The sequence below is a fragment of the Natrinema sp. 1APR25-10V2 genome, assembly GCF_031626495.1.
Taxonomy (GTDB): domain Archaea; phylum Halobacteriota; class Halobacteria; order Halobacteriales; family Natrialbaceae; genus Natrinema.
This window is the reverse complement of record NZ_JAMQOJ010000008.1, coordinates 206910-229894: the sequence shown is the minus strand read 5'-3', so window position 1 is coordinate 229894 and position 22985 is coordinate 206910. Positions and strand designations below refer to the sequence as shown.

The 22985-nt window shown below is 66.1% G+C and carries 22 protein-coding genes and 1 tRNA gene; 11 read left to right on the top strand and 12 right to left on the bottom strand.

Annotation, left to right across the window (positions count from 1 at the left end):
- Positions 1–160: 160 nt before the first annotated feature.
- Positions 161–1354, bottom strand: a complete 1194-nt coding sequence (locus tag NDO75_RS23490) for a tyrosine-type recombinase/integrase (protein ID WP_310909059.1) — start codon at positions 1352–1354, stop codon at positions 161–163.
- A 221-nt stretch (positions 1355–1575) separates the two neighbouring features.
- On the opposite strand from NDO75_RS23490, the gene NDO75_RS23485 reads away from it, so the two are divergent.
- A complete protein-coding gene (locus tag NDO75_RS23485; RefSeq protein ID WP_310909058.1) occupies positions 1576–5607 on the top strand; it encodes a S8 family serine peptidase in 4032 nt (1343 codons plus the stop codon).
- Positions 5608–5936: 329 nt separating this feature from the next.
- On the opposite strand, the gene NDO75_RS23480 is transcribed toward NDO75_RS23485, so the two are convergent.
- Positions 5937–6019 (bottom strand) — tRNA-Leu (locus NDO75_RS23480).
- Positions 6020–6184: 165 nt separating this feature from the next.
- Positions 6185–6313, bottom strand: a complete 129-nt coding sequence (locus NDO75_RS23475; protein ID WP_310909057.1) for a hypothetical protein — start codon at positions 6311–6313, stop codon at positions 6185–6187.
- A 160-nt stretch (positions 6314–6473) separates the two neighbouring features.
- Here NDO75_RS23475 and NDO75_RS23470 point away from each other — a divergent pair, with 160 nt between their 5' ends.
- From NDO75_RS23470 to NDO75_RS23440, 7 genes are all read left to right on the top strand, one after another.
- Positions 6474–6968, top strand: coding sequence for a DUF309 domain-containing protein (locus NDO75_RS23470; RefSeq protein WP_310909056.1), 495 nt, complete (start codon positions 6474–6476; stop codon positions 6966–6968).
- Positions 6969–7108: 140 nt separating this feature from the next.
- On the top strand, positions 7109–7906 hold the full coding sequence (locus NDO75_RS23465) for a succinylglutamate desuccinylase/aspartoacylase family protein (RefSeq protein ID WP_310909055.1): 798 nt from the start codon (positions 7109–7111) through the stop codon (positions 7904–7906).
- 123 nt (positions 7907–8029) lie between these two features.
- Entirely contained in the window at positions 8030–8374 is a 345-nt protein-coding gene (locus NDO75_RS23460; protein ID WP_310909054.1) for a glutaredoxin domain-containing protein, read from the top strand.
- Between the two features lie 156 nt (positions 8375–8530).
- On the top strand, positions 8531–9115 hold the full coding sequence (locus tag NDO75_RS23455) for a hypothetical protein (RefSeq protein WP_310909053.1): 585 nt from the start codon (positions 8531–8533) through the stop codon (positions 9113–9115).
- Between the two features lie 120 nt (positions 9116–9235).
- The gene (locus NDO75_RS23450; protein ID WP_310909052.1) at positions 9236–10222 is read left to right on the top strand and encodes a patatin-like phospholipase family protein; all 987 of its coding nucleotides are present in this window, start codon (positions 9236–9238) and stop codon (positions 10220–10222) included.
- Between the two features lie 206 nt (positions 10223–10428).
- Complete coding sequence (locus NDO75_RS23445) at positions 10429–11697, top strand: PQQ-dependent sugar dehydrogenase (protein ID WP_310909051.1); 1269 nt, start codon at positions 10429–10431, stop codon at positions 11695–11697.
- A 149-nt stretch (positions 11698–11846) separates the two neighbouring features.
- A complete protein-coding gene (locus NDO75_RS23440; protein WP_310909050.1) occupies positions 11847–12173 on the top strand; it encodes a zinc ribbon domain-containing protein in 327 nt (108 codons plus the stop codon).
- Between the two features lie 43 nt (positions 12174–12216).
- Here NDO75_RS23440 and NDO75_RS23435 read toward each other — a convergent pair whose 3' ends face one another.
- Together NDO75_RS23435 and NDO75_RS23430 are read right to left on the bottom strand one after the other, a co-directional pair.
- Complete coding sequence (locus tag NDO75_RS23435) at positions 12217–12957, bottom strand: SDR family oxidoreductase (protein ID WP_310909049.1); 741 nt, start codon at positions 12955–12957, stop codon at positions 12217–12219.
- A 92-nt stretch (positions 12958–13049) separates the two neighbouring features.
- A complete protein-coding gene (locus NDO75_RS23430) occupies positions 13050–14162 on the bottom strand; it encodes a glutamate-cysteine ligase family protein (RefSeq protein ID WP_310909196.1) in 1113 nt (370 codons plus the stop codon).
- A gap of 364 nt (positions 14163–14526) precedes the next feature.
- Here NDO75_RS23430 and NDO75_RS23425 point away from each other — a divergent pair, with 364 nt between their 5' ends.
- A complete protein-coding gene (locus tag NDO75_RS23425) occupies positions 14527–15498 on the top strand; it encodes a phosphoadenosine phosphosulfate reductase family protein (RefSeq protein ID WP_310909048.1) in 972 nt (323 codons plus the stop codon).
- A gap of 140 nt (positions 15499–15638) precedes the next feature.
- Here the strand turns inward: NDO75_RS23425 and NDO75_RS23420 are convergent, their stop codons facing one another.
- From NDO75_RS23420 to NDO75_RS23400, 5 genes are all read right to left on the bottom strand, one after another.
- A complete protein-coding gene (locus NDO75_RS23420) occupies positions 15639–15833 on the bottom strand; it encodes a hypothetical protein (RefSeq protein ID WP_310909047.1) in 195 nt (64 codons plus the stop codon).
- A 603-nt stretch (positions 15834–16436) separates the two neighbouring features.
- Positions 16437–17207, bottom strand: coding sequence for a hypothetical protein (locus tag NDO75_RS23415; RefSeq protein WP_310909046.1), 771 nt, complete (start codon positions 17205–17207; stop codon positions 16437–16439).
- A gap of 112 nt (positions 17208–17319) precedes the next feature.
- Positions 17320–18162 carry an aldo/keto reductase gene (locus NDO75_RS23410; protein ID WP_310909045.1) on the bottom strand — a complete coding sequence of 281 codons (843 nt, stop codon included), beginning with the start codon at positions 18160–18162 and terminating at the stop codon, positions 17320–17322.
- A 125-nt stretch (positions 18163–18287) separates the two neighbouring features.
- On the bottom strand, positions 18288–19712 hold the full coding sequence (locus NDO75_RS23405; protein WP_310909044.1) for an amidase: 1425 nt from the start codon (positions 19710–19712) through the stop codon (positions 18288–18290).
- A gap of 128 nt (positions 19713–19840) precedes the next feature.
- Entirely contained in the window at positions 19841–20584 is a 744-nt protein-coding gene (locus NDO75_RS23400; protein WP_310909043.1) for a proteasome assembly chaperone family protein, read from the bottom strand.
- Between the two features lie 124 nt (positions 20585–20708).
- Here NDO75_RS23400 and NDO75_RS23395 point away from each other — a divergent pair, with 124 nt between their 5' ends.
- Together NDO75_RS23395 and NDO75_RS23390 are read left to right on the top strand one after the other, a co-directional pair.
- The gene (locus NDO75_RS23395) at positions 20709–21620 is read left to right on the top strand and encodes an RsmB/NOP family class I SAM-dependent RNA methyltransferase (protein ID WP_310909042.1); all 912 of its coding nucleotides are present in this window, start codon (positions 20709–20711) and stop codon (positions 21618–21620) included.
- Entirely contained in the window at positions 21617–22165 is a 549-nt protein-coding gene (locus NDO75_RS23390; RefSeq protein ID WP_310909041.1) for a hypothetical protein, read from the top strand. The genes NDO75_RS23395 and NDO75_RS23390 overlap by 4 nt, the downstream gene beginning before the upstream one ends.
- Before the next feature lie 64 nt (positions 22166–22229).
- Here NDO75_RS23390 and NDO75_RS23385 read toward each other — a convergent pair whose 3' ends face one another.
- A complete protein-coding gene (locus NDO75_RS23385) occupies positions 22230–22577 on the bottom strand; it encodes a four-helix bundle copper-binding protein (protein ID WP_310909040.1) in 348 nt (115 codons plus the stop codon).
- Positions 22578–22739: 162 nt separating this feature from the next.
- Positions 22740–22868, bottom strand: coding sequence for a hypothetical protein (locus NDO75_RS23380; protein WP_310909039.1), 129 nt, complete (start codon positions 22866–22868; stop codon positions 22740–22742).
- Positions 22869–22985 lie beyond the last annotated feature (117 nt).

Here is a 22985-nt window from a genome sequence, read left to right as displayed (position 1 = left end):
TCTCTCCGATATGGCACACACGACTGCGACGACGACGCGAACGCGATCGACGACGAACGCACCGACCGGACACCGACGCGGGCTCGGGCTCGAGCGGCGGAGACGGCGACGGAGACGGAGACGGAGACGCTGGCCGACGCAAGCGACCACGCCGACGCACTCACTCGTCGGTGTCGTCGGCGTCGAAGACAGCTTGCGGGCCGTCGAACAGAATCTCTGCGGCGTCGACGCTCTCATCGCGCTCGGCGAGCTTGCCGAGTGCCATCGAGAGTTGGCCGACCTGTTGCTCGAGCGCCTCGATCTTGTCGGCGCTGGGCGTCTGGCGGTCGGCTTTGTCCGGGTCTTGGGCCGTCCCGCACACCGGACAGAAGTCGGCCTCCGGTGGGATCTCGCCGGGACAGGTTGCGATACGACACGGCTCGACGGTCGCGGGCTCGGTGTCCTCGTCGTCGTCGAGATCGACACCACGTTTCCGCTGGAGACGCTCGAGTCGCTCGTCGCTATCGAGCCGGCCGTAGCGCTGGCTCATTTCCGAGACGCTGTCGTCGCTCCACGCGAACGCGTCGCGAAGCTCGACCCAGTCGTAGTCGTAATCGATCTTAAGCCGCTTGACGAGCGAATGTCTAAATGCGTGAATGTGTGTGGGCTTGTCAATGTCGGCGGCGTCGGCGGCCTTCTCGATTTGATCGCGGAGGGTGCGCGTTGCGGCTGCGCAGTTCTCCCGATCGTCGGGATCGTAGCCACGCCGGACCGGCCAGAGCGGGGCGTCGTCGGGCGGGTTCGGGGCCTCCGGGTGCTGTGTGTTAACCCACTGCCGAAGGATGCCGGCCGACTCGCGGAGGGGAAACTCGGTCATCTCGTGGGAGTTCAGTCCCTTCTGGCCCGGCGCATCGTTCGGCGTGATCGTGGGGGACTCGCTATCGATGGCGTGAATATCGCCGACGCGAAGCTGGCAGGCGGCGGCGGCGCGCAACCCGCTATCGCCGAGAAACGCGATCACGGCGGCATCTCTCGGGTGGTCGGCGTGCTCCGTCATCTCCATGATCTCGGACCACTCGAGCACCTGCTCGGGCCGAACCTTGCCCTCGGAGTCGGTGACGCTGGCGCTGGAGCGATCGTCGCCGTCGTCGGAACTCTCGAGACCGGTCTTCGGCTTGATCCTATCGTGAAACGGATAGTCGGGCCAGTTGCCGTGATCGTCGAGATAGCCGAACAGCGCGCGAAGCCCCGACGCGTAGCCGCTCTGTGCACTGGCACTTTTCGCTCCGGCGTCGGCGTGGGTCCGGAGCAGTCGGTTCACATCGTCGATCGACGCGAAGTCGGTCAGCGGTTTCTCGGCGCGGAGAGCGCTCATCCTGTATTGACTTACTCGATTGCGCTGGGTTGCCGAGCGGCACCATTCGGTCCCGACGAGCGCGCTGAAACAGGACGTAATCGCATAGTAGTCTGTCTCGCTTATCTCTCCGTCGACGCGAGTTTGCTCAAGATTCCGGAGTTGGCTCTTTACCTGCTCGTCCATCCGTCGGATATTGTTAACGTTCGCCATGAATCGCCCCCTCTCGAGCGGGATTCGGGATGGAAAGTCAAGAAGACGTTGGTGGGATTAACCACAACAACTACGAGACGTTCGCGATCGGGGCCTCGACGGAGTCCGGCGACGTCGCCTCGTTCTCGAGCGGCGAGACCATCGTCACGGACGACGCCTGGTCCTCGCCGCCGGCCGACTGGCCAGCGAACTACACGGTCCCCAACGTCGCCGCGCCCGGCTCGTGGGTCGAGAGCGCGGTTCCCGGCGGCGGCTATCAGCGCAAGTCAGGTACCAGCATGGCGGCCCCGCACGTCAGCGGCTCGGTCGCGTTGCTGCTATCGGCCAACGAAAACCTCCGGCCCGACGAGGTCGCGACCGCGCTCGAGGAGACGGCCTGGAAACCCGACGGCGAACCCGCCGGACAGGACACCCGGTACGGGCACGGGATCGTCGACGTGAAGGCGGCGGTCGACGCCACTTCGCTGGTCACGCTCTCCGGGACGGTCACCGATCAGGCGGGTGCGCCCATCGCGAACGCGACCGTCTCGGTCGACGGCGGCCGGTGGAACGCGACGACTAACGCCACCGGTGGCTACGAACTGCAGGTCATCCCCGGCGATCGAACGGTCACCGTCAACGCGACCGGACATCACCCCGACACCGAAACGCTCGCCCTGTCCTCGGGCGCGACGGTCGCGCACGACGTGGCCCTCGACTTCGTCGCCGTCGTCGACGGCGGACTGCCGGAGCCGATCGAGTCCAATAGTTCGGTGACGACGACGTTCAACGTCACGGGACTCGAGAACCTGACGATCACCCGGACCGAGAACGCGACGCTCGCGGCCAGTGCGCTCGAGTTCGAAGCCGGCGGACAGCGGTTCGGGCCGAACGAGACCGTCACCTTCGACCCGGCGGTCACGGACGGCCAGTTCGACGTCACGACGTCCCTCGCGAACGACGTTAACGGCACCCTCGAACTCGATCACGAGTTCGTTCGCGGCAACGAGACGCAGACGGTTCGGACGGGGCCGTCGCGCGTCGTGCCGGAGATCTACGACGTCGGCGTCGTTGCGGATTCCGGAGATTCGGACGCCGACCGACTTCGAACGAATCTGACGGCGCGGCTGCCGATCGCCTACCGAACGAGTCAGGTCAACACGTCCGATGCAGTCTCAGCTGCTGAATCCGGCGCGTACGACGTCTTCGTCGCGCTCGAGCTACCCGCGACCGACGACACCCATACCGATCCGACAGCGACGTTCGTCGACGCGACGACGGCCAACGACACCGGCGTTCTCTACCTCGGCGACGGCGTCGGCGACGACGCGCTGGTTCGACTCGCGCAGAACACGTCCGAGATCGCTGGCCTCGAGACTTCGAGTTCGAACGGGACGGTCGAGGCCGTCATCGACCGCGACCATCCGCTGTTCGCTGGCGTCGGCGGCGAACGGGACGCCGTGACGCTGCTCGAGAACGCCACGAACCGGACGTGGTTCGATGCGCCGGGGACCCGGACGCTCGCGTCGTCGACTGACGACGGCGTGCTCGCCGACGGCACGGGGATCTCGGTCGACAGGGCAGACGAGCAGATTTTGCTCGGCGTAACGCCCCATGCCGGGACGGTAACCGACGACGGGCAGGCGATCCTGTCGAACGCCGTCGCGTACCTCGGTGCAGGGCGATTACACGTCAGCGACGATTTCGACGCCTACGGCGTCAGCAACGGCTCCGCGGAGACGGCGACGTTCGCGGTTCCCGAGACGGGGAACGTGACGATCGACCTCTCCGGCGAGACGACGGTCGATCCGGCAAACCTCACCATCGCAGTCAGCGGAACCGAGCTCGCGCCGGGTGAGGAAGTCGCGGTCGACCGCGACGCCGTCGAGAACGGCCTCGGGGTCAACGTCACGGCGGCCGACGGCGTCGACGGCGAGGTCGTGGGGCTCGCGGCCACCTTCGAGAACGAGACCGCGACCACGTCGACGGTCCGCTTCGAGGTCGATCCGCCGGCGCGATACGCCGGCACCGTCGCAGTCAACGGCGCGCCGGCACGCGACGGCCTCGCCGTTCGAGTCACGCACAACGGGACCATCGTCGCGAACGCGACGACCGCCGACGGCCGGTTCGGCGTTCCGACCGCCGCGGACGGCGGCGGAGTGCTCGAGGTCGACGCCTCGGCCGTTCCCGACGACGCGACGGTGAACGTCTCGCTCGAGAACGCGACGACGAACGCGTCGCTGACGCCGACCGCGGGCGAAGAAGTGCGGACGGATCTCAGAGTCACCTACGACGACCCCTTCGCGGCGACGACCGTCTCCGCCCCGTGGTGGGCGGCGACCGGCGACGAAATCGACGTTTCAGTCACGTTCGACAGTGAGGCGGACCAGTACATCACCGGTCGGGCGTGGCTCGAGTCGTACGACGCCGTCCCCGGAGAGCGGTGGAACGCGACCCACACGTTCGATCCGTCGGACGAGGGCGTGGTGCGGGTCGGCGCGAACCTGACTGATCTGGCCGGGGACACGCGGACCGTTTCGTCGGGCGTCCTCGTCATCGACGGCGGGGTCGCACGGGTGAACGGAACGATCAGCCGCCCCGCGACCGGATCGGGAACGCTCGCCGCGACCGCACAGAGCGGCGTCAACGGCACCGTTCTCGTCACGCCGGCTCACGGTAACTGGACCGACGAGCGCACGGTCGAGGACGGCGAGTTCGAGGCCGCGACCGAGGCAAACGTCAGCACCCACGGCGTCTACCTCGAGAACGCGAGCGCGTACCCGACCTATCAAACGGTCCTCAACCGCGAAGTCAGCGGCAACGAGACGGTCGCCGTCGAACTCGATCCCGGCCACGATCTGGCGGTCGAGGTCACGAACGAGAGCGGTGGCGGCGTCGCGAACGCGTCGGTCGCGGTCTCGCCGATCGACGCGGACGCGACCGAGAACGCGGTGGTCACGCGGGCGACGGCGACCAACGAGTCGGGCCGCTGGCTGGGGCCGAACGGTGACGGTCTGGGCGCGTCGGTCAACGGCACGGTAACGATCACGGTCACGCCCCCCGACGGCGCTGGCTTCGCCGATAAGACCTACGTTCGGACGCTCGCCGTCGACGAGGCGACCACCGCGTCGTTCGAACTCGCGGAACGATCCGGGGGTGGCGGTGGGGGTGGAGGCGGTGGTGGCGGTTTCGGTATCGGATCCGGAACCGAAGCAATCCAGCTCACGTCCACGACGGTCGACGGCAACGCGCTACTCGAGGTCACCGGCTCGCAGGATGGACAGCCGGCCGAAACGATGCTCACCGGCGTCGGCGCTGACGGCGTCTCGTTCGAGCGCGTGCGGATCGTCCCCGCGACGAGCCGGACGAGCTACGAGTTCACCCTCCGCCCCGGAACCCGCGGTACCGCTCCTCACCGGAACGGAGCCGTCAGCTACGCCAGTTTCGACCACGACGGCATCGCGGACACGATCGGCTGGCACACCCTCGAGTTCACCGTCGCCGAAGAGGCGCTTCCCGCGGGAACAGCACCCGAGGACGTCGTCCTCTCGGAGCACCGAAACGGCGAATGGCGCTCGGTCCGGACGAGATACGACTCCGAGACGGGGACATACACCGCCACCGTCTCCGGCCTCCCGTCGGTTGCAATCGGCGTCGAGGGTGCGACGCCAGCGTTCGACATCGTGGACGCGAACCTCGAGCCGAGCGAGGTTCGATCCGGCGAACCGGTCCGGATCGAGGCGACAGTCGAGAACGCCGGCGACGTTGCCGGTACCCGGGAGATCACCGTCGCCGCCGACGGCGAACCGATCGCGACCGAACGGGTCGGTCTGGCTGCCGGCGAGCGGACCACGATCTCGCTCGAGGCGACGCTCGAGTCGTCGGCGACGATCACCGTCGACGGATCGACCGTCGGGGACGTGACGGTGACCGACGAGTCGGGGGCCGCCCGATCGACGGCGACGCCGTCGGGCCCCCTCTCGGACACCGTTCCTGGATTCGGCGGGCTGGCCGCCGCCGCGGCCATCGCGACCGTTTTGCTGGTCCGAATGCGCTCCGGACTGCGGCGGGCCGATCGCTAACGGACGCGGTCGCGCCGCTCACCAGTGTTCCTCAGACGGACGGATATCTCCAGCGGGTCACCTGCAACGCGATCGACTCGAACCAGCTGTGGCACATCGCGTCGCTCTCTTCGTCGGAGCGATCGCTATACGCGAGACGTCGCGGATCGTCGCCGTAACCGGGTAGACGAACGTGATAGGGCGGCTATATCTGCTACCGGATCCGTCCGGACTGCCCTCGATGACAGGCGCGTCGCTACGTGGAGTACTTCGGGAAACGTTTGCGAGGGAAGATCGCTTCGTGCTGATCTTCCGCATCTCGCTCCGTGCGACCGTGCACTTTGCTGCGATGCGAGGGGAGGGAATCGAACCCACGAACGTCTACACGAGCGGATCTTGAGTCCGCCGCCGTTGACCGCTTGGCTACCCTCGCACGCATTGCTGGCTGAGGGCGTCCTCGGGGTTAAATCGACCGATCCGTGTTCGGTAACGGACCGGCGGGAGATAATCGTCGCGTCGGGCGGCGGCTAGCGGTACGACTGCCCTACCGTTGCTCGAGCCCCGCGCTCCTCGAGAAGCCGACCCCCTGTCCGATCGCTCAGGCCGACTGCGTCTCGAGGTCCCGCTCGGAGTAGCGCCGGTCGCAGTTCAAACACTGGTAGCCGCCCTCGACGTGTCCGTAGAGGCGTTCCCCGCAGTGCTGACACCGGCCGTACGGCTGGGTCATACACCAATGTAGGGCGTCGTATCCGAATAAAGGCGGTGCTTACACACTCCGAAGGTGACACGTCGAACCGAACAGCTGCCGGTGGACCCACTGCTCGAGCACGGCGACGCCGTCCGAGTCGTCCCAAGAGAGATAGTTCCAAAGGGCCTACGTGATACCGATGGGCGACCATACGCGTGACAACGCCGTGAGCCCCCCGGTTTCGGGGTCTCCGACCGGCTGGAGCGCGGAACGGGGTGAATCGAACGGCTGGGAACACGGCACGCTTCGACGAGCCGTGATTCACGGCGTCGCGCTCTACAATGCCGGCGAGTACCACGATTCACACGACTGCTTCGAAGCGGAGTGGTACAATTACGGGCGTGGGACCACGGAAAGCGCGTTTCTCCACGGGATGGTGCAGGTCGCGGCAGGGGCGTACAAGCACGTCGATTTCGAGAACGACGACGGCATGCGCAGCCTCTTCGAAACCGCGCTGCAGTACCTCCACGACGTCCCGCCGGACTACTACGGCGTCGACGTCCGCGCCGTCAGAACGACGCTCGCCGCCGCACTCGAGGAGCCAGCCCGGATCGACGGCTGGCAGATTTCGCTCGACGGTGAACGTCCGACCGCCAGCGCGGTCGACCGCGAGTACGCCGACTCGCTCGAGTGATCGCCCGCTCGCGTCGCGATCGTTGGCAGGTGTTCGCAGGCTAGTCGCGATCGCTCACATCCCGTATGGTGGTGGTTACCAGGGCGTGCCGGCTGTGAAAGACCGAATCGCCTTTCCCCTTTCAGCCGAACTAACTGGTAATGAGAGTCGCACAGCTCGGGTCGGGAACGCCGGAAATCGCAGTCGTCGCGGGTATCCACGGGGACGAACCCTGTGGCGTCAGAGCCGTCCAGCGACTGCTCGACGAACGCCCGACCGTCGAACGCCCCGTCAAGCTCGTCGTCGCCAACGAGGAGGCACTCGAGCGACAGGTGCGGTTCGTCGACGAAGATCTGAACCGTGCGTTTCCGGGCGATCCGGACGCCACAACCCACGAGGGACAGCTCGCTCACGAACTCGTCGCCGAACTCGAGGACTGCCTGACTTTCTCGATGCACTCGACGCAGAGCCACGGCGATCCCTTCGCGATCGTCAAAGGTGTCGACGAGACGGCCAGAGAGATCGTTCCGCAACTGCCCGTCGCGGCGATGGTCGAGACGAGCAACTTCGCCGAGGGACGGCTCTTCTCGGCGATCGAAACCGTCGAAGTCGAGTGTGGGCTTCAGGGATCGGACACGGCGGCGGAGAACGCTGACCGACTGACGCGGTCGTTTCTCACCGCGGTCGGCGTCCTGCCTGGCGATACCGTCCGCCGGGAGCTACCCGTCTATCGGCTCACCGACGTCATTCGCAAGGAGCAGGCAGAGACCTACGAGGTGTTCGTCGACAACTTCACCGAGGTCGAGGCTGGCTCGCCGTTCGCCGCAGCCGACGGCGACAAACAGATCGCCGAAGAGTCGTTTTATCCGGTCCTCATGTCGCCGAACGGCTATCAGGACGTCTTCGGCTACACCGCCGAGAAACTCGACGTACTCGAGACGGCAGCGACGGCCGACTAGATCGTCGGGAGAGTGACCCGTTCAGGACGCTCGCCACCTTCGTTCGGCGCCGTCGAGTCGCGTCCCGGCTCGCGAGTGCCAATGACGCAAGGCATATCCCCCCTCACTGCCATATACTCCAGTATGGAATTCCCACCGAATCAGGGTCTCGACCAGGACGAGGTCAACGAGCAGGTCGCCGAGGCGATCGAGGAGAACGAAGTCGTCCTCTTCATGAAGGGAACGGAGCTCATGCCCCAGTGTGGCTATTCCCGCAAGGCACTCGGCCTGATCGATCACCACCGCGACGAGTTCGAAACCGTCGACGTGCTCGAGTCGCTCGACGAGTTCCGACAGGCGCTGTCGGAACGCAGCGACTGGGAGACGATCCCGCAGACGTTCGTCGACGGCGAGTTCGTCGGCGGCTCCGACGTACTCGAGGAACTCGAAGAACGCGGCGAACTCGCCGAGACGCTCAACGCGGCCTGATCGGTTTCCCGGCGAGCGTCTCGTCGGCGACGACGTGCAGTCGTAACCCCCACATACGTTTCTCCAACCTGATATTTCACGGATTTAATAGCAGGTCATATAAGTCACGCCCTCGTACTAGCAGACCACGACTGTCGCCGTACCCACCTTCCCACTATGTCAACAGAGGAATCCAGACACGTATATCGGCTGCACTCGACGCTCGAACTGCCCCTCGAAGACCTCCGCGACCACATCGACGACGCGACGTTCCCGGACGGTGTCGACGATGTCGAGATCACGCGACGCAACAACACGCTGATTCTGAAAGCCGTCGCCGAGGACCAATCCGTCAGCAAGTACACGCCGACGGCCCAGCTCAAGGCCAGCGTCACGGAGAACCGGGTCTACGAGGAAGACCCCGACGAACGGCGACAGAAATCCTTCAGCTGGGACGAGGAAGAAGAGGAGGAGATCGAATCGGAACTCGTCGAGTTCGCCGCGTTCAAAGGCGACCGCGAGACCGTGCTCCAGAACTCGCTGTTACAGTACCAGATGTTCCTCGTCCTCTGTGGCATCGCGGAAGCCGCCGAGAAGGGGACTCTCACGGCGATCTCCGAACGCGACGGCGACCTCGAGGCGACCCGAATCGTCGACGGCGAACCCCGCCCCGCAGATATCGAAGTCGTCGAAGGACCACGCGACCGCGGTTCGGGACAGGGCGGCGTCAACTGGCGTGACAACAAGTTCATCACTGACTGACCGAATAGACGGGCTACCGACAGGGCCACGGTCGCCACGGCCTCGAAGCGGATAGCCGCTGTTCGTTCCGGCGTCTGACATCTCCCTACCACTATCTCGAGGCGCGGTGGCGTGGTATCCATGGCGACCGATGTCGATGCCGGCGATTCCACTCGCGTTGCGATCGCCTGTCAGGGAGGCGGTAGTCACACCGCGTTCACCGCAGGCGTGCTCAAGCGTCTCCTCAGAGAGTGTGGTACGGACTCGTACGAGCTCGTCGGACTGAGCGGGACGTCCGGTGGGGCCGTCTGTGCCACCGCCGCTTGGTACGGACTGGCCACGGGTGGGACCGACCGCGCCGTCGCGACGCTCGACGCGGTGTGGCGTGACCTCTCGGCGCAGTCGCCGTTCGAACGGCTCTCCAACGCCTGGCTCGTCGCGTTGGCGCGGTTCGCCGCACGCGGCGGGCCGTTACCGCTGTTCAGTCCCTACGAACTTCCGACCACCGACGCCGGCCGTGCGCGGTTCCTCGAGACGCTCGAGGCGCACATCGAGTTCGAGCGGTTTCCCGCGCTCGCAGACGACGCGTCGACGGATCTGATCCTCGGAGCAGCGGACGTGACCGAAGGCGAGTTCGATACCTTTCGCAACGGGGCCGTCACCGCGGAAGCGGTCCTCGCGTCGGCGGCGATTCCGACGCTGTTCGAGGCGGTCGGAATCGGCAACCACTGGTACTGGGACGGCCTGTTTTCGCAGAACCCGCCGATTCGAGACTTTCTGACGGTACCGGACCGGGCGGCGGAGAAACCCGACGAAATCTGGATCGTCCAGATCAATCCCAGATATCGCGAGGAGGTCCCGAAATCCGTCGAGGAGATCGCCGACCGGCGCAACGAACTGGCGGGCAACCTCTCGCTGTATCAGGAAGTCGACTTCATCGAGACGATCAACGAACTGATCGAGGACGGCAGCCTTCCGGACGAGTACAAGCCGGTCGCCGTCGAATTCATCGATCTCGGGAGCGACCTGAGCGCATCGTCGAAAGTCGATCGCGATCCGGTATTCATCGATCGGTTGATGCAACGCGGCCAGCGGCGCGCCGAGCGGTTTTGCAGGGGTCGGGCGTAAGCGACCTTCGCACGCGAGCGGCGACCAGCCGACCTCGGTGTTCGCGCCAGCGGTCCGACGAGATGCTCTCGGTATCGCCACGAAAGCGACGACGAGAACCCGGTGGTCCGGGGATCGACCGCTCGCTTTCGGACACAGTCGCGGCCGTACGACGTTCTCCGCGGACCTGACAGGCGTATTTTCCGCTCGAGGTGGTACGGGCCACCATGCGAACTGTCCAGAGTCGACGGCGGTTCTTGATGGTCGCAGCCGCTGGCGCGGCCGGAACCGTCGGGTCCGCGCGGCGGTCGGCCGTCGCGCAGGAGTCGAACGACCGAGCGGACGGACTCGATCGATTGCCAGATGCGATCGGGCTCGAGCCGGTGACCGACGAGCTGGCGTTCCCGCTGGCCGTCGAATTTGCCCCCGATGCGGACCGCCGGTACGTCGCCGAGCGCGATGGCCGGATTCGCGTTCACGAATCGGACGGGCTCCGAGACGAACTGCTCCTCGATCTGCGCGAGACGGTGCTCAGCGGTGGCGAACGCGGGTTACTGGGTATGGTGTTGCACCCCGAATTCGGCGACAACCGGCGGCTGTTCGTCCACTTCAGTGCGCCCCGTCGGTCCGGGACGCCCCAGGAGTTCGACCACACGGGCATCCTCGCGGCGTTCGAGGCGAGCGCCGACGGCAGGCGGGTGAAGCGCGACTCCAGCCGCGTCGTCCTCGAGATCCCGCAGCCGGCGGACTTCCACAACGGCGGCGGACTCGCGTTCGGGCCGGACGGCTACCTCTACGTCGGTATCGGTGCGGGTGGCGGCGGTGGCGGCGGCGGTCAGGACGTGACGACGGATTTCCTCGGGAGCGTCCTCCGGATCGACGTCGACGAGCGGGCGGCGGACCGGGCCTACACCGTTCCGGATGACAACCCGCTCGTCGGCCGCGACGGACTCGACGAGTACTACGCGTGGGGATTTCGAAACCCGTGGCGGCTGTCTTTCGACGGCGAGGACTGTTACGTCGCAGACGTTGGCGAGAGCGACTACGAGGAGGTAAACCTCGTCGAGAAGGGCGGGAACTACGGCTGGAACGTCAGAGAGGGGACGCAATGCTTCAAGGCCGATGATTGTCCGGAACGGACCGCCGACGGCGTCCGGGGCGGCGAACGGTTCCGCGACCCGATCATCGAATATCCCCATCCACCCGCCGACACGGCCGTGAGCGGCGTGTCGGTCATCGGCGGCTACGTCTATCGAGGGACGGCACTACCGGCGCTCGAGGGGGCGTACGTCTTCGGCGATTTCGTACCGTCGGGGCGGCTGTTCGCTGCCGTTCCATCCGACGACGGCCTGTGGCCCACGACCGCCGTCCGGGTCACCGACGGTGCGACTCCCGAGCGATTGATTTCGTTCGGCCAGGATGGTGACGGGGAACTGTACGCGCTCGGAGCCGGCGGCGACGGAGGTGGCGTCTTCCGTATCGTTCCGACCCAGTGAGCGGTCTGGGGTCGGTCTCCGGCGACCCGCGGGGCCGCGCCTCGAGACGGTTCCAGTGCGACCCGGGGCGGTAGCTGAGAGATCTAGAGAACGCGCTTCCGGGTTCCGTTCGGCGATAGAGGTTTGATCTCCGGGAGCCAACGACGGCCATGAACGATCCGGGACCGTACGCGCTCGTCGGCCGCCTCGCCGTTGCGGCCTTCGTGATGATCGCCCCGACGCTGTGCTTTCTGGGATTGGTCCGGGGTCTCGAGCGTCTCCGTGATGACGACCTCGTCAACGAGTGGGCGCGGACGCGCGGATACGACGGCGACCGCGATATCACGCCCTCGGACGACGTGCTCTCGACGCTGGCGACCGAACTCGGTGTCGAGGGCGAGGGGTCGTCGACCGTCCAGTGCTCGGCGTGTGGAACGCTGAATCAGCCGGGCGTGAGCTACTGCCACGGATGCCAGAATCAGCTCTCGTCGTCGTAGGTCGATCGATCGTCGGTCGTAGCGACGCGGCACAAAAGCGGCGTTACTCGAGCCGGTCTTCCCACTCTCCGGCGGTCATCGACTCGCCGGTGACCCCGTCCGCACCTTGGGCCGCGAGCAGCGCGACCGCATCGTCCATTACGTCGGGTTGGAGTATCTCCTGGCGCTCGTGCTCGGGCAGGTGGCCCCAGATGCGCGTGTTGACGCGCCCGCCCGGATCGATCGCGTTGACGTTGATTCCCTCGTCTTCGGCCTCGAGTGCGATTGCGCGCGTAAAGCCCTCGAGGCCCCATTTCGACGTGATGTAGGCTGCTGCTCCGGGGACTGCGTGCCGGCCGAGGCCCGAGGAGACGTTCAGAATGTTTCCCGATTCCTGACCGCCCTCGAGCATCGCCTCGAGGACGCGCTTCGTGAACAGATAGACGCCCTTGACGTTGACGTCCATGATCCGATCCCACTCCTCCTCGTCCGTCTCGACCAGCAGCCGGCGCTCGTCGCCGAAGCTGAGCCCCGAGACGCCGGCGTTGTTGATCAGCGTGTCGACGGTCCCGAACCGCTCGAGCGCCGCTTCGACGACGGCGTCGACCGCCTCGGCGTCGCGAACGTCGGCCGGGACGACCAGCGTCTCGCCGTCGGCCTCGTCGGCGACGGCCTCGAGGTCGTCCTCGCTGCGGGCCGTGAGAACGACGTTCGCCCCGAGTGCCGAGAGGTGAAGCGCCATCGAGCGACCCAGTCCTTTGCTCGCGCCGGTCACGATTATCGTCTCGCCGTCTAGGTCCGTCATGCGACCGTCGGTTTCGGCGCCACGGAGTAATACGTTGCCCGCCGGTGGCAGGTGACACACCCGAGAAACGGCGCCGACGGTCGGCGGCCCCGTCAGTCGCCGGTGATCGCCGTCGTGCGCCGAACGTCGTCCTCGAGGCGCTCCGCGTACTCGAGTCGGAGTCGACGCGCGTCCTCGCGGTCGACCGATCCCCGGCCGGCCAGTTCGTGCGCGATCGGCTCGTAGGCCCCGACGTCGAACCCCATCCGCTCGAGGTAGGACCGAACGGCGTCCGAGGCCAATCCGTCCCGGATCGCGGCGTTGACGTACTCGATCACGGCGTCGAAGGTCGGCAAGACGATTTCCTCATCGGTCACCCGCCCGGTGTCGCCCTCGATCCGAACGTCGGCCCCGCGGAGTCGATCGACGGCGTCGACCAGCCGATCCGCCAGTCGGACGACCTGACTCGGGAGGGCGGTGTCGGGCGAGCGCCACTCGACGGTCGAAAACGCCTCGCGCAACTGGACCGGGGTCCAGACGGCGCTTTCCGGATCGAAGTTGGACCGAATAGTCGCCCGATCGACCCCCGCGTTGGTCGCCGCCGTTACGAAGTCCTCGTATCGGCGCTCGAGGCGGCGCGTCCACTCCTCGGTGTCGTCGACGTAGGGCCAGAGCCGGCCCTGGTGGGGCACGTCGTCGTAGGCCATCCAGCGGTACAGCTTCGAGCGGGCGCCCGTCGCCAGGTTCCGGCCGCGGAAGTACGGCGAGGAGTTGACCAGCGCCAGCGCCGGATCGAGGGCGATAAAGGCGTTCAACTGGTCGATCGTCCGCCCCGGCTGTTGCTCGACGTGGATGTGCGTCCCGGCGCAGTGGCGGACGTACTCGAAGTCGTCGCCGATGACCTGCGCCTGGACGCGGGTTCGGTCGCTCGGTCGGTCCCCGATCTCGCCGTGATCGATCGGCGTCGCGAGCGGGACCAGTCCCAGATCGCGTTCGGCTGCTCGCTCGAGGACGGCCCCGAGCCGTTCGTACAGCTCTGCACGCAACTCGGCAGTCGACTCGCAGGGCGTCGTCTTGATCTCGAGCAGCGGCTCGACGAACTCTCGTTCGGCGCCCGGCGACGCGTCGACGAGATCGCCCGGTTCGACGAGCCGGCCCCGGTGATCGACGACCCAGTACTCGACCTCGATGCTCCGTCGTATCGGCGGTGATTCGTGTGCTGACACGGTGTGAGTAGTCGTCGTCTCGGTTCGGACGGCCGACCGATCCGTCCATCCGTCAGTCATCCATCTATGCTAACTGTCCACATTCAAGCGTGGGTGAACGGCTACAAAGAATGTGTCGTGAGTGGAAATATTCGCGGTCGGTTCGCTCGGGCCGCCGCCCGTGGGCGAGACGTTTGCCGGTATCGGTGACTTCGGGTGTCGTCCGCCGTCGTCCCCATTCACGACCGCTCCCGGAGCCGGATATCACCCGATTTTCGCACCCGGATCCATTGCAGCCGAAACCGCTATTCGGTGGGCCGGAATGGCGTCAGACCTTTCCGCCGCCACAAGGAATTTACACCTCCTAATTATATCTAATTACGAGATGGCCGAGAACTTTCCCGACTACGTAGACGTCGACTATACCGACGGCGAGGGCGAAGACCCCGAAGACTATCCGCACATTCAGGACAAGATCGAGAAGGCGATCGAGGTCACCCGAGAAGGCCTCGAGGAGTACGAGAACCCCGCCGTGATGTGGACTGGCGGCAAGGACTCGACGCTCACGCTGTACTTCATCAAGGAGGTCGCCGATCGCTTCGACCTCGAGGTACCGCCCGCGGTCTTCATCGACCACTTCCAGCACTTCGACGAGATCCACGACTTCGTCGATCACTGGGCCGACGAGTGGGACCTCGAAGTGATCTACGCGCGCAACGAAGACGTCGGCGAGTACGCCGAGGAACACGACTTAGAGCCCGGCGACGACATCGACATCTCGGAGCTCTCCGAGCACAACCAACACCACGTCCGCGACATCCTCGAGTACGAGGAAGCGGAGTTCCCGTTCCTGCTGGACACCTACGTCGGCAACCACCTGCTGAAGACAGTCGCGCTCAACGACGCGCTCGAGGAGTACGACATCGACGGCGTCATTTCCGGCGTCCGCTGGGACGAACAGGAGGCCCGCGCCGACGAGACGTTCTTCTCGCCGCGCCACGATCCCGACATCTACCCGCCCCACGACCGCATCCAGCCCATCCTGCAGTTCGACGAGGCCGCCGTCTGGGAGGCCTTCTGGAACTTCGTCGTGCCGGACACGGTCGAGAACTTCCCCGAGGAGGGCTACGTCCCCGAGAGCGACGACGACCTCCCCGAGGGCGTCGACCAGGACGACATCCCGATCTCACCGAAGTACTTCGCCGGCTTCCGCTCGCTGGGCAGCGAAGTCAGCACCGAGAAGAGCGACGAGGACCCCGCGTGGCTCCAGGACCTCGAGGGGACGACCGAGCGTGCGGGCCGCGCCCAGGACAAGGAGGACCTGATGGAGCGCCTGCGCGATCTGGGTTACATGTAGGCCGCCTGCGGACGACGATCGCTCGATAGCTACCCCGGTTTTCCCGGTTCGATCGACTCGAGAGCGACGGCGCCGTCGCTCATCGTATATTGTCCGGCCACAACGTACCGCGAACGCCGGTTCTCGAATCCCGTTCGTCGTTATCGACCCACCGTGCGGTATTCGCCGTGTTTGAGCCCGAGGCCGAACATGATGAGTCCGAAGACGATCATCGACGGCGCGACCATCATCAACACAGTATCCATGGCCATCATGGGCGCGGCGATCAGACCGACGACACCGATCGCGATGACGGCGATGAACGCGGCAGCGGTCGTGGGGAGGTCGAACTCCATATACCGTGTTGGGGACCGGATAATTAAAAATTGGGAGATTGCGGCCTTTTGTGTGACCTACCGGCCGGTACCTGTGAATCACGGAACGCGTACGAACGCGACGAGCGGACGAGGGACGCACCTGTCTCCCAGCGGTGGCAGACGACATCGGAACCCCGGCGGTGTCGTCTGATGGCGATCACAGTACTGGTTCGTGGCGGGACGAGGAAACCGTGCAGGGCGTCCGGTGACCGACACTGGACCGATCGCCTCCTCAGATCACCGCTGCGACCTCGAGTCCGACTAACGCACCGCTCGTGACCCCGATTCCGATCTCGGGTCGTCGGACAAGGCAGCGCGTCACCCATCGAACTGCCCGCCCCAAGCGCCGAGGGGCCGAGTCGGCCGGATCGATGTCGGGGGCGTGAACCCACTCATCGGTATCCGGATTCGAAGCGTAGAGGGACGGACCCGAAGGATCGTCGTCTGAAACTGTCACACGGATGTCCAGATAGGCGGAGAATTAATAGCGCTCCAGGCAGGATCCGCATCTTCTGAAGCGGATGTGAAGGCGAGAAAGCTGCTGACTCGAAACGTTCGGAACAAGCGGGCGGAGTAGTCGGGCTACTCCGACGGGCGAACGAGGTTCGCCAGCGCGACGATGGTCCCGAGGAACCAGCCCAGCGGGAACGAGATGCCCAGCCACATGGCGGCGTAGGCGGCCCCCTCGAGGCTGAAGTTGCCCCGGAGGTAGTCGTTGATACCGCCGACGACGAGCACGTTGTCGAGCGCCCAGGCCGCGAACTCGTAGCTGGGATCGAGGACGTACGGATGGAGCGACGGCGTCACGAGCGCCGCGACGACGGGCGGGAGGAACAGCGCCGTCATCGCGAACGGGTAGGCGAAGACCACCGTCACTGCGCGGCCGCCTTTCTTGGTACACGTCGCGGCGAGCGCGGTCGACACCGTCGCGACGCCGCTGGCCGCCGCGACCGCGAGGACGGCCTCGATGGGAATGTCGACCTGGCTCATGTACGACATCGCGCCCCAGGCGATCGTCAACAGCCCCCAGCCGAGCAGCGCGACGGCCGTCACGCCGACGATACCGAGTCTGGTTCGAGTCGAGTCGAGTTTCGCCGCGTAGAAGCGGGTTGCGAGGCCGAGAACGGTCAGCGGATAGAGGACGAGCAAGCCGATGAGTCCGAGGACGCTCCAGCCGTGATAGCCGACCTTCTGCGGGAGCGTCTCAGGCTTCCACTTGCCCATGACGGAGTGGCCGCGGCCGCGCTGCCTGGGGAAGACGATCTCCATCCAGGCACCGTGTAACCGCTGAACGTCGGCCCTGATTGCACCGACGAACCCACCACCACCACCTCGTTGTGAGCGGGTAGACATACGCGAGCCAAAAGGCCGGCGTACCGTAAACTTTCCTGCTTTTTCTCTACGGCCGACAGGTCTTCAGCCGGCGGAAAAACGAGCGTCTCGCCGTCCGAGCGGCGGCAGTGTGTCAGTTCCAGGGAGCGAAGTCGGGATCGACCTCGCGGCTCGTCTCGTCGATCGCGTCGATCGCGTTGATATCCTCCTGGTCGAGCTCGACGGTCAACGACTCCCAGTTGTCGCGGATGTGCTCCGCGCCGGTCGCTTTCGGGATCGCCGTGACTCCCTTTTCGCGCGCCCAGGCGAGGCTGACCTGCGCCTCGGTGGCGTCGTGTTTCTCCGCGATCTCCTGAATCTCGGGCTGGTTGAACACCTGCCCGCGGGCCAGCGGCGAGTAGCCGACGACCTCGATATCGTAGTTGTCACAGGCCTCCCGGATCTCCTCCTGTGGCAGCATCGGGTGGAGTTCGACCTGATTCGCGAAGATCGGCGCGTCGCAGACGTCGACGGCGACCTCGAGGTTCTCGGGGAGGAAGTTGCTGACCCCGACGTTCTCGATCAGCCCCTCGTCGTGCAGTTCCGAAAGCGCCGACAGCGTCTCTTCGGGGTCGTACTCGCCGGACGGCCAGTGAACGTACAGCAAGTCGACGTAGTCGACGCCGAGTCGGTCGAGACTGTCTCGGGTGGACTCGATGACGTCGTCGTGGCCCAGCTTCGAGATCCAGACTTTGGTCGCGAGGAAGATCTCCTCGCGGTCGACGTCAGCGGCCGCGATGCCGTCGCCGACGGCGTCCTCGTTCCGGTACGCCTGGGCGGTGTCGATGTGTCGGTAGCCCGTCTCGAGGGCCGTTCGGACGCTTTCGGCGCACTGGTCGGCGTCCTCGTTCTCCCACGTGCCGAGTCCGAGCATCGGCATACCGCTGGCGGTCGGGCACGTCCCCGGAGCGATCGCGTCGGCGTCTTCTGTTGCCATGTGCGAACGGTGGAGGAGAACGCGAAAATGGGTTTGGGTTGCGGAGAGCGATTCGGGTTACGACAGCGAAATTCGCGGGTAGACGATTCGTGTGGCCCGGTAACGCCGATCAATAGCGCTCGCCCTTACTCGTACAGGTGGTCCCACGGCCGCTCGCGCTCGAGGGCCGCGCTCGCCGCGAGGATGTCGTCGTCGGCGAATCGACGACCGACGATCTGGAGGCCGACGGGGTGGCCGCGCTCGGTCAGCCCGGCAGGCGCGGAGGCGACGGGGTGGCCGGTCCAGTTGAAGGGCCATGTCATCGGCCACTCCCAGGCCTCGGCACCGAGGTCGGCGTGTAGCTCCACGTCGGCCCGCGAGAGCGTCGGTGCCACGAGCAGGTCGTAGTCGGTCAGCGCGTCCTCGACGGCATCGTAGACGCCCGTTCGAACGATCCCGGATCGGGCGACGTCCGCGGGGCCGTGCTCGTCGGCGATGTGGAGCATCGCGAGCAGGCTGTCGGAGACCTCGTCGGACTGCTCCCAGAAGTCGACGCCGTGGGCCTCCTCGACGATCGTCGCGCTCTCGAGGACGGAACTCGTGTACGCCGGCATCGCGGCCTCGCTCAGGTCGGCCATCGAGTAGCCGTGGTCGAGCGAGATTTCGTCGACCGTTGCGCCGGCCTCGGCCAGCGCGGTGACGGCCTCGTCGACGACCGCCCGCACGTCGTCGGTGACCGGAAAGACGTCGAGATCGGGGCTGTACGCGATCTGATAATCGTCGATCGGCCGCTCGAGCGCGTCCAGATAGTCGATATCGATCGGAACGCTGTTCGGGTCGGCCGGATGCGGGCCGTCCATTACCGAGAGCATGAGCGCAGCGTCTTCCACAGTGCGGCTCATCGGTCCCTTCGTGGTGTGCTGGAGTTCCCGGCCGAACGCGCTCGGCCGGCCGTCGTCGGGCACCAGTCCGAACGTCGGTTTGAAGCCGTAGACGCCGCAGGCCGCGGCCGGAATGCGCAGCGAGCCGCCCGCGTCGCTGCCGGTCGCGATCGGGGCCATGCGAGCGCCGAGCGCCGCCGCCGAGCCCCCGGAGGAGCCGCCCGCGTTCAGTTCGGTGTCGATCGGCGACGCCGTGGCGCCGATGACCTCGTTGTCGGTCGTCCCCTTGTGGCCCAGTTCGGGCGTGTTCGTCTTCCCGATCACGATCGCGCCGGCGTCCTCGAGGCGCTCGACGATCGCCGCCGTCCGATCCGCGACGTGGTCGGAGAACAGCGCCGAGCCGTACGTGTGGCGGATCCCTTCCTTCTCCGAGCCGAGGTCTTTCAGTGCCAGCGGGACGCCGTGAAGCGGTCCCACGTCGTCGCCGTCTTCCAGGGCTCGATCGGCCTCGGCGGCGGCTTCGCGCGCGTGCTCGGCGCTGACCGTGACGTAGGCGTTGATCTCGTCGTCGCGTTCGTCGATCCGCTCGAGGTGAGCCTCGACGGCTTCGGTCGCCGTCACGTCCCCGCTTCGGATTCGATCGGCGAGCTGCACCGCGGAAAGCCGCGTGAGGTCCGTCTCGCGTGACATACCGCTAGAACCACCCGGTTCCGTGATATACGTTAGCTTGACTTTCGAGACGGCGTAGCGTGAATCGTAGCGTGTTTTCGGCCGACTCTCGTGCACGAGTCCGGACGGGGCGAGCGCGCTGACTGCCGCTACTGGTACATCCGCAGGGGCTGGGCCTGCGAACTCTCGTTCTGATCGATCGCCTGCATCTGCTGAGCCAGTCGCTCGCGCTTCGCGCGGATCTCCTCGGCGTGATCGAGGAGTTCCTGCACGTCGACTGCGAGGTCGGCGAGCGGGCCGATCCCGTCCTCGAGCAGGACGCTCGCGGCCTTGGGGTCGGGGAACTGGGGATCGCACTGGACGACGAGCGCGAGCGAGTCGAAGTCCTCGCGAGCGGCGGCGTTGATGAGCGCCCCGGTCGGCCCGGTGATGACGCCGTCCTCCGGCGGGATCGGAATCTCGGCGGTCTCGAGTCGGTCGCCCCCGTCGCCGGTCGCGACGCCGTAGAGGTCGGGCCGCTCGTCGTCGCGCTCGGCGGGGAGGCCGCTGAGGTAGATCGGGGTGGCTCCCTGATCGACGATCCAGCCGGTCAGACAGTCGGCGACGCGCTCGACCGCCGAGGACGCGATTGGGGCGTCGCTCTGGAGCGCGAGCAGATCGTGCTCCTCGCTGACGTAGAGGCGCACTGGCGGTCGGGCCGTCCGGTCACCGCCGCGGTAGACGCCGATTCGGGCCAGCCCCTCGCAGTGGACGCTGGCGTAGTAGCGCATGTCGAGTTCGTCGACGAGGTGGTCGGTCGCGATTTTTCCGACGAGGCCGACGCCGGGAAAGCCCTCGACCAGCGTCGGATTCTCCAGTTCCGCCGCCTGTCCCTGCAAGCGAACTTCTGCCATACGCTACCAGAAGTGCGTCAGGAGCATAAAATCGCGGGCGTCGGGAACGCGGTCCGAAGACGACTCCCCTCGACCGCCGTCCGCTTCGAAACCCACAAACACCAGCCGCTCGAATCCGCGCTCGATGGAGCCACTCGAGCGGTATCGGTCGATCGTCGACGACTTCGACGCCTTTCTGGCGGCCTGCGAGCGGCCGCTGGGCAACGCCGTCCGCGTGAACACGATCAAGGCCTCGGTCGAGCGGACGCTCGCGGCGCTCGAGCGGGAGGGCGTCGGTTACGAGCAGGCCGACTGGAACCCGCGGGTGCTGGACCTCGAGACGGACTCGCCGGGATCAACGTGGACCTCGTTTCACGGGTTCACCCACGGTCAGGAGGAGGTCTCCGCGGTGCCGCCGGTCGTCCTCGACCCCGACCCCGGCGAGCGGGTCTGGGACTGCTGTGCGGCCCCCGGCGGGAAGGCGACCCAGCTCGCGGCGCTGATGGACGACCGCGGGACGGTCGTCGCGAACGACAACAACCTCGGACGAATCTCGGCGCTGCGATTCAACGCCGAGCGTCTCGGCGCGACCAGCCTCGCCGTAACCAACGCCGACGCGCGCAACTACTCGCTCGAGCGCTTCGACTTCGACGAATTCGACCGCACCCTCGTCGACGCGCCCTGCTCCTGTGAGGGGACGATCCGGAAGAACCCCGACGCGCTGGACAACTGGTCTGAAGGCCACATCTCCTCGGTCGCAGGCATCCAGAAGGGGATCATCCGGCGGGCGATCCAGGCTACCCGCGAGGGCGGAACGGTCGTCTACTCGACCTGTACCTTCGCCCCCGAGGAGAACGAGGCCGTCGTCCAGCATGCGCTGGACGAGGAGGACTGCCGCGTCGTCGACTTCGAGTTGGGCCTCGAGCACGCCCCCGGACTGACCGAGTGGGACGGGGAAGCGTTCGACTCGAGCCTCGAGCGAGCCGCCAGAATCTATCCCCACCAGAACGACACCGGCGGCTTCTTCGTGGCGAAACTGGAGGTGACGGCCGAATGAGCGACGGACGAGACGGCGACGGCGGCTCCGAACCGGAGACGAACGACGGACAGCGGTTCGATCGGTTGCCCGCGACCGCGGCCGAGCGGACCGTCGAGGGTCGCGCCACGCGCGAGGCGGTCGTCGACTACTTCGAGGACCGGTTCGGCATCCCGACGGAGACGTTCGACGGCTACACCTTCTGGGAGAAGGGCGCGGGTAAGATCTGGATCTACGGCGGCGCGGCTCCGTCGCCGATAGAAATCGAGGCGATCGGGATGACCTGTCTGCGCACCCGACAGGAACACTGGAAACCCACGACGGACTTCGTCCAGCGCTTCGGCCGGGCCGCGACCGAGTGCGTGATCGACCTCGAGCGCGAGGAGGCCCGGCGGTTCGCCGCCGGGGAGGATCAGGAACTCGAGCGGTGGGACGGCGACTGGGGGTATCTGATCGCCGCACACGAAATCGCGGGAGAGCGAGAACCGCTCGGCGTCGGCCTCTACGTCCACGGCGAACTGCGCTCGATGGTGCCCAAGGGGCGACAGCGCGACCTCGAGGCGTAGCGGGCGACGAATCGCGCACCCCCGTTATCGGAGCGGTTCCGCGAAAAGAGGACGAACGACCGCTTCAGGCCGCCTGCATCATCTCGCGGCAGGACTCGGCGCACTTCTCGACGACGTCGGCACAGGTCTGACAGTGGTCGTGGTCGTGACGCCGGCACTCCTCGGCACACTCCTCTGCGGCCCCGGCGGTCGCCTCGGTGAGTTGGTCGCTGTAATTCGAGTTACGCGCCATGAATCGGGCGTGGTCGCTGGCCAGATCGGCCACGTCTCGACAGAGGCGAATGCACCTGGACATGTCCATGTCCTCGTCGAGACACTGGTCTGCACACCACTCGCAGGCCTGGACTGCTTCGAAGCAGTTGTCGATACACTCTTGCTCGGTATCGTTCAGTTCGAGTTCTGCTAGTGCCATCGCATGGAATCCACAGTTGCGACGGGAAAGGGGATTGTGCCTTCGATTTCAGCGGCTCATCGATCCGGATCTGGCCCCATCTCGCTACCCATCTTCGCGGGGTTCGTCGTCCCTTCTTTGAGGACGGCGGAGATGAACTGGGGATGACGAAATCCGCCACGATCAGTCCGGTCGTGATCGAGGTGACGAGCCGGATTCGGTACAAACCTCGTCCGTGCCGGCCTCGCCGACGAGCCAGATGTCGGTATCGATGGCGACGACTCCCCGCGCCGCGCGGTACGTGGGATTCATAAGGACGTTCCGTATGGTCTGCCGGATCGCCGTGGTCGTCAGCGGGTGCTCGAGCGGGACGATCGTTCGACTTGCGCGAGCGGTGTTGCCCCATTCGGGATGCGATAGATCGTCACG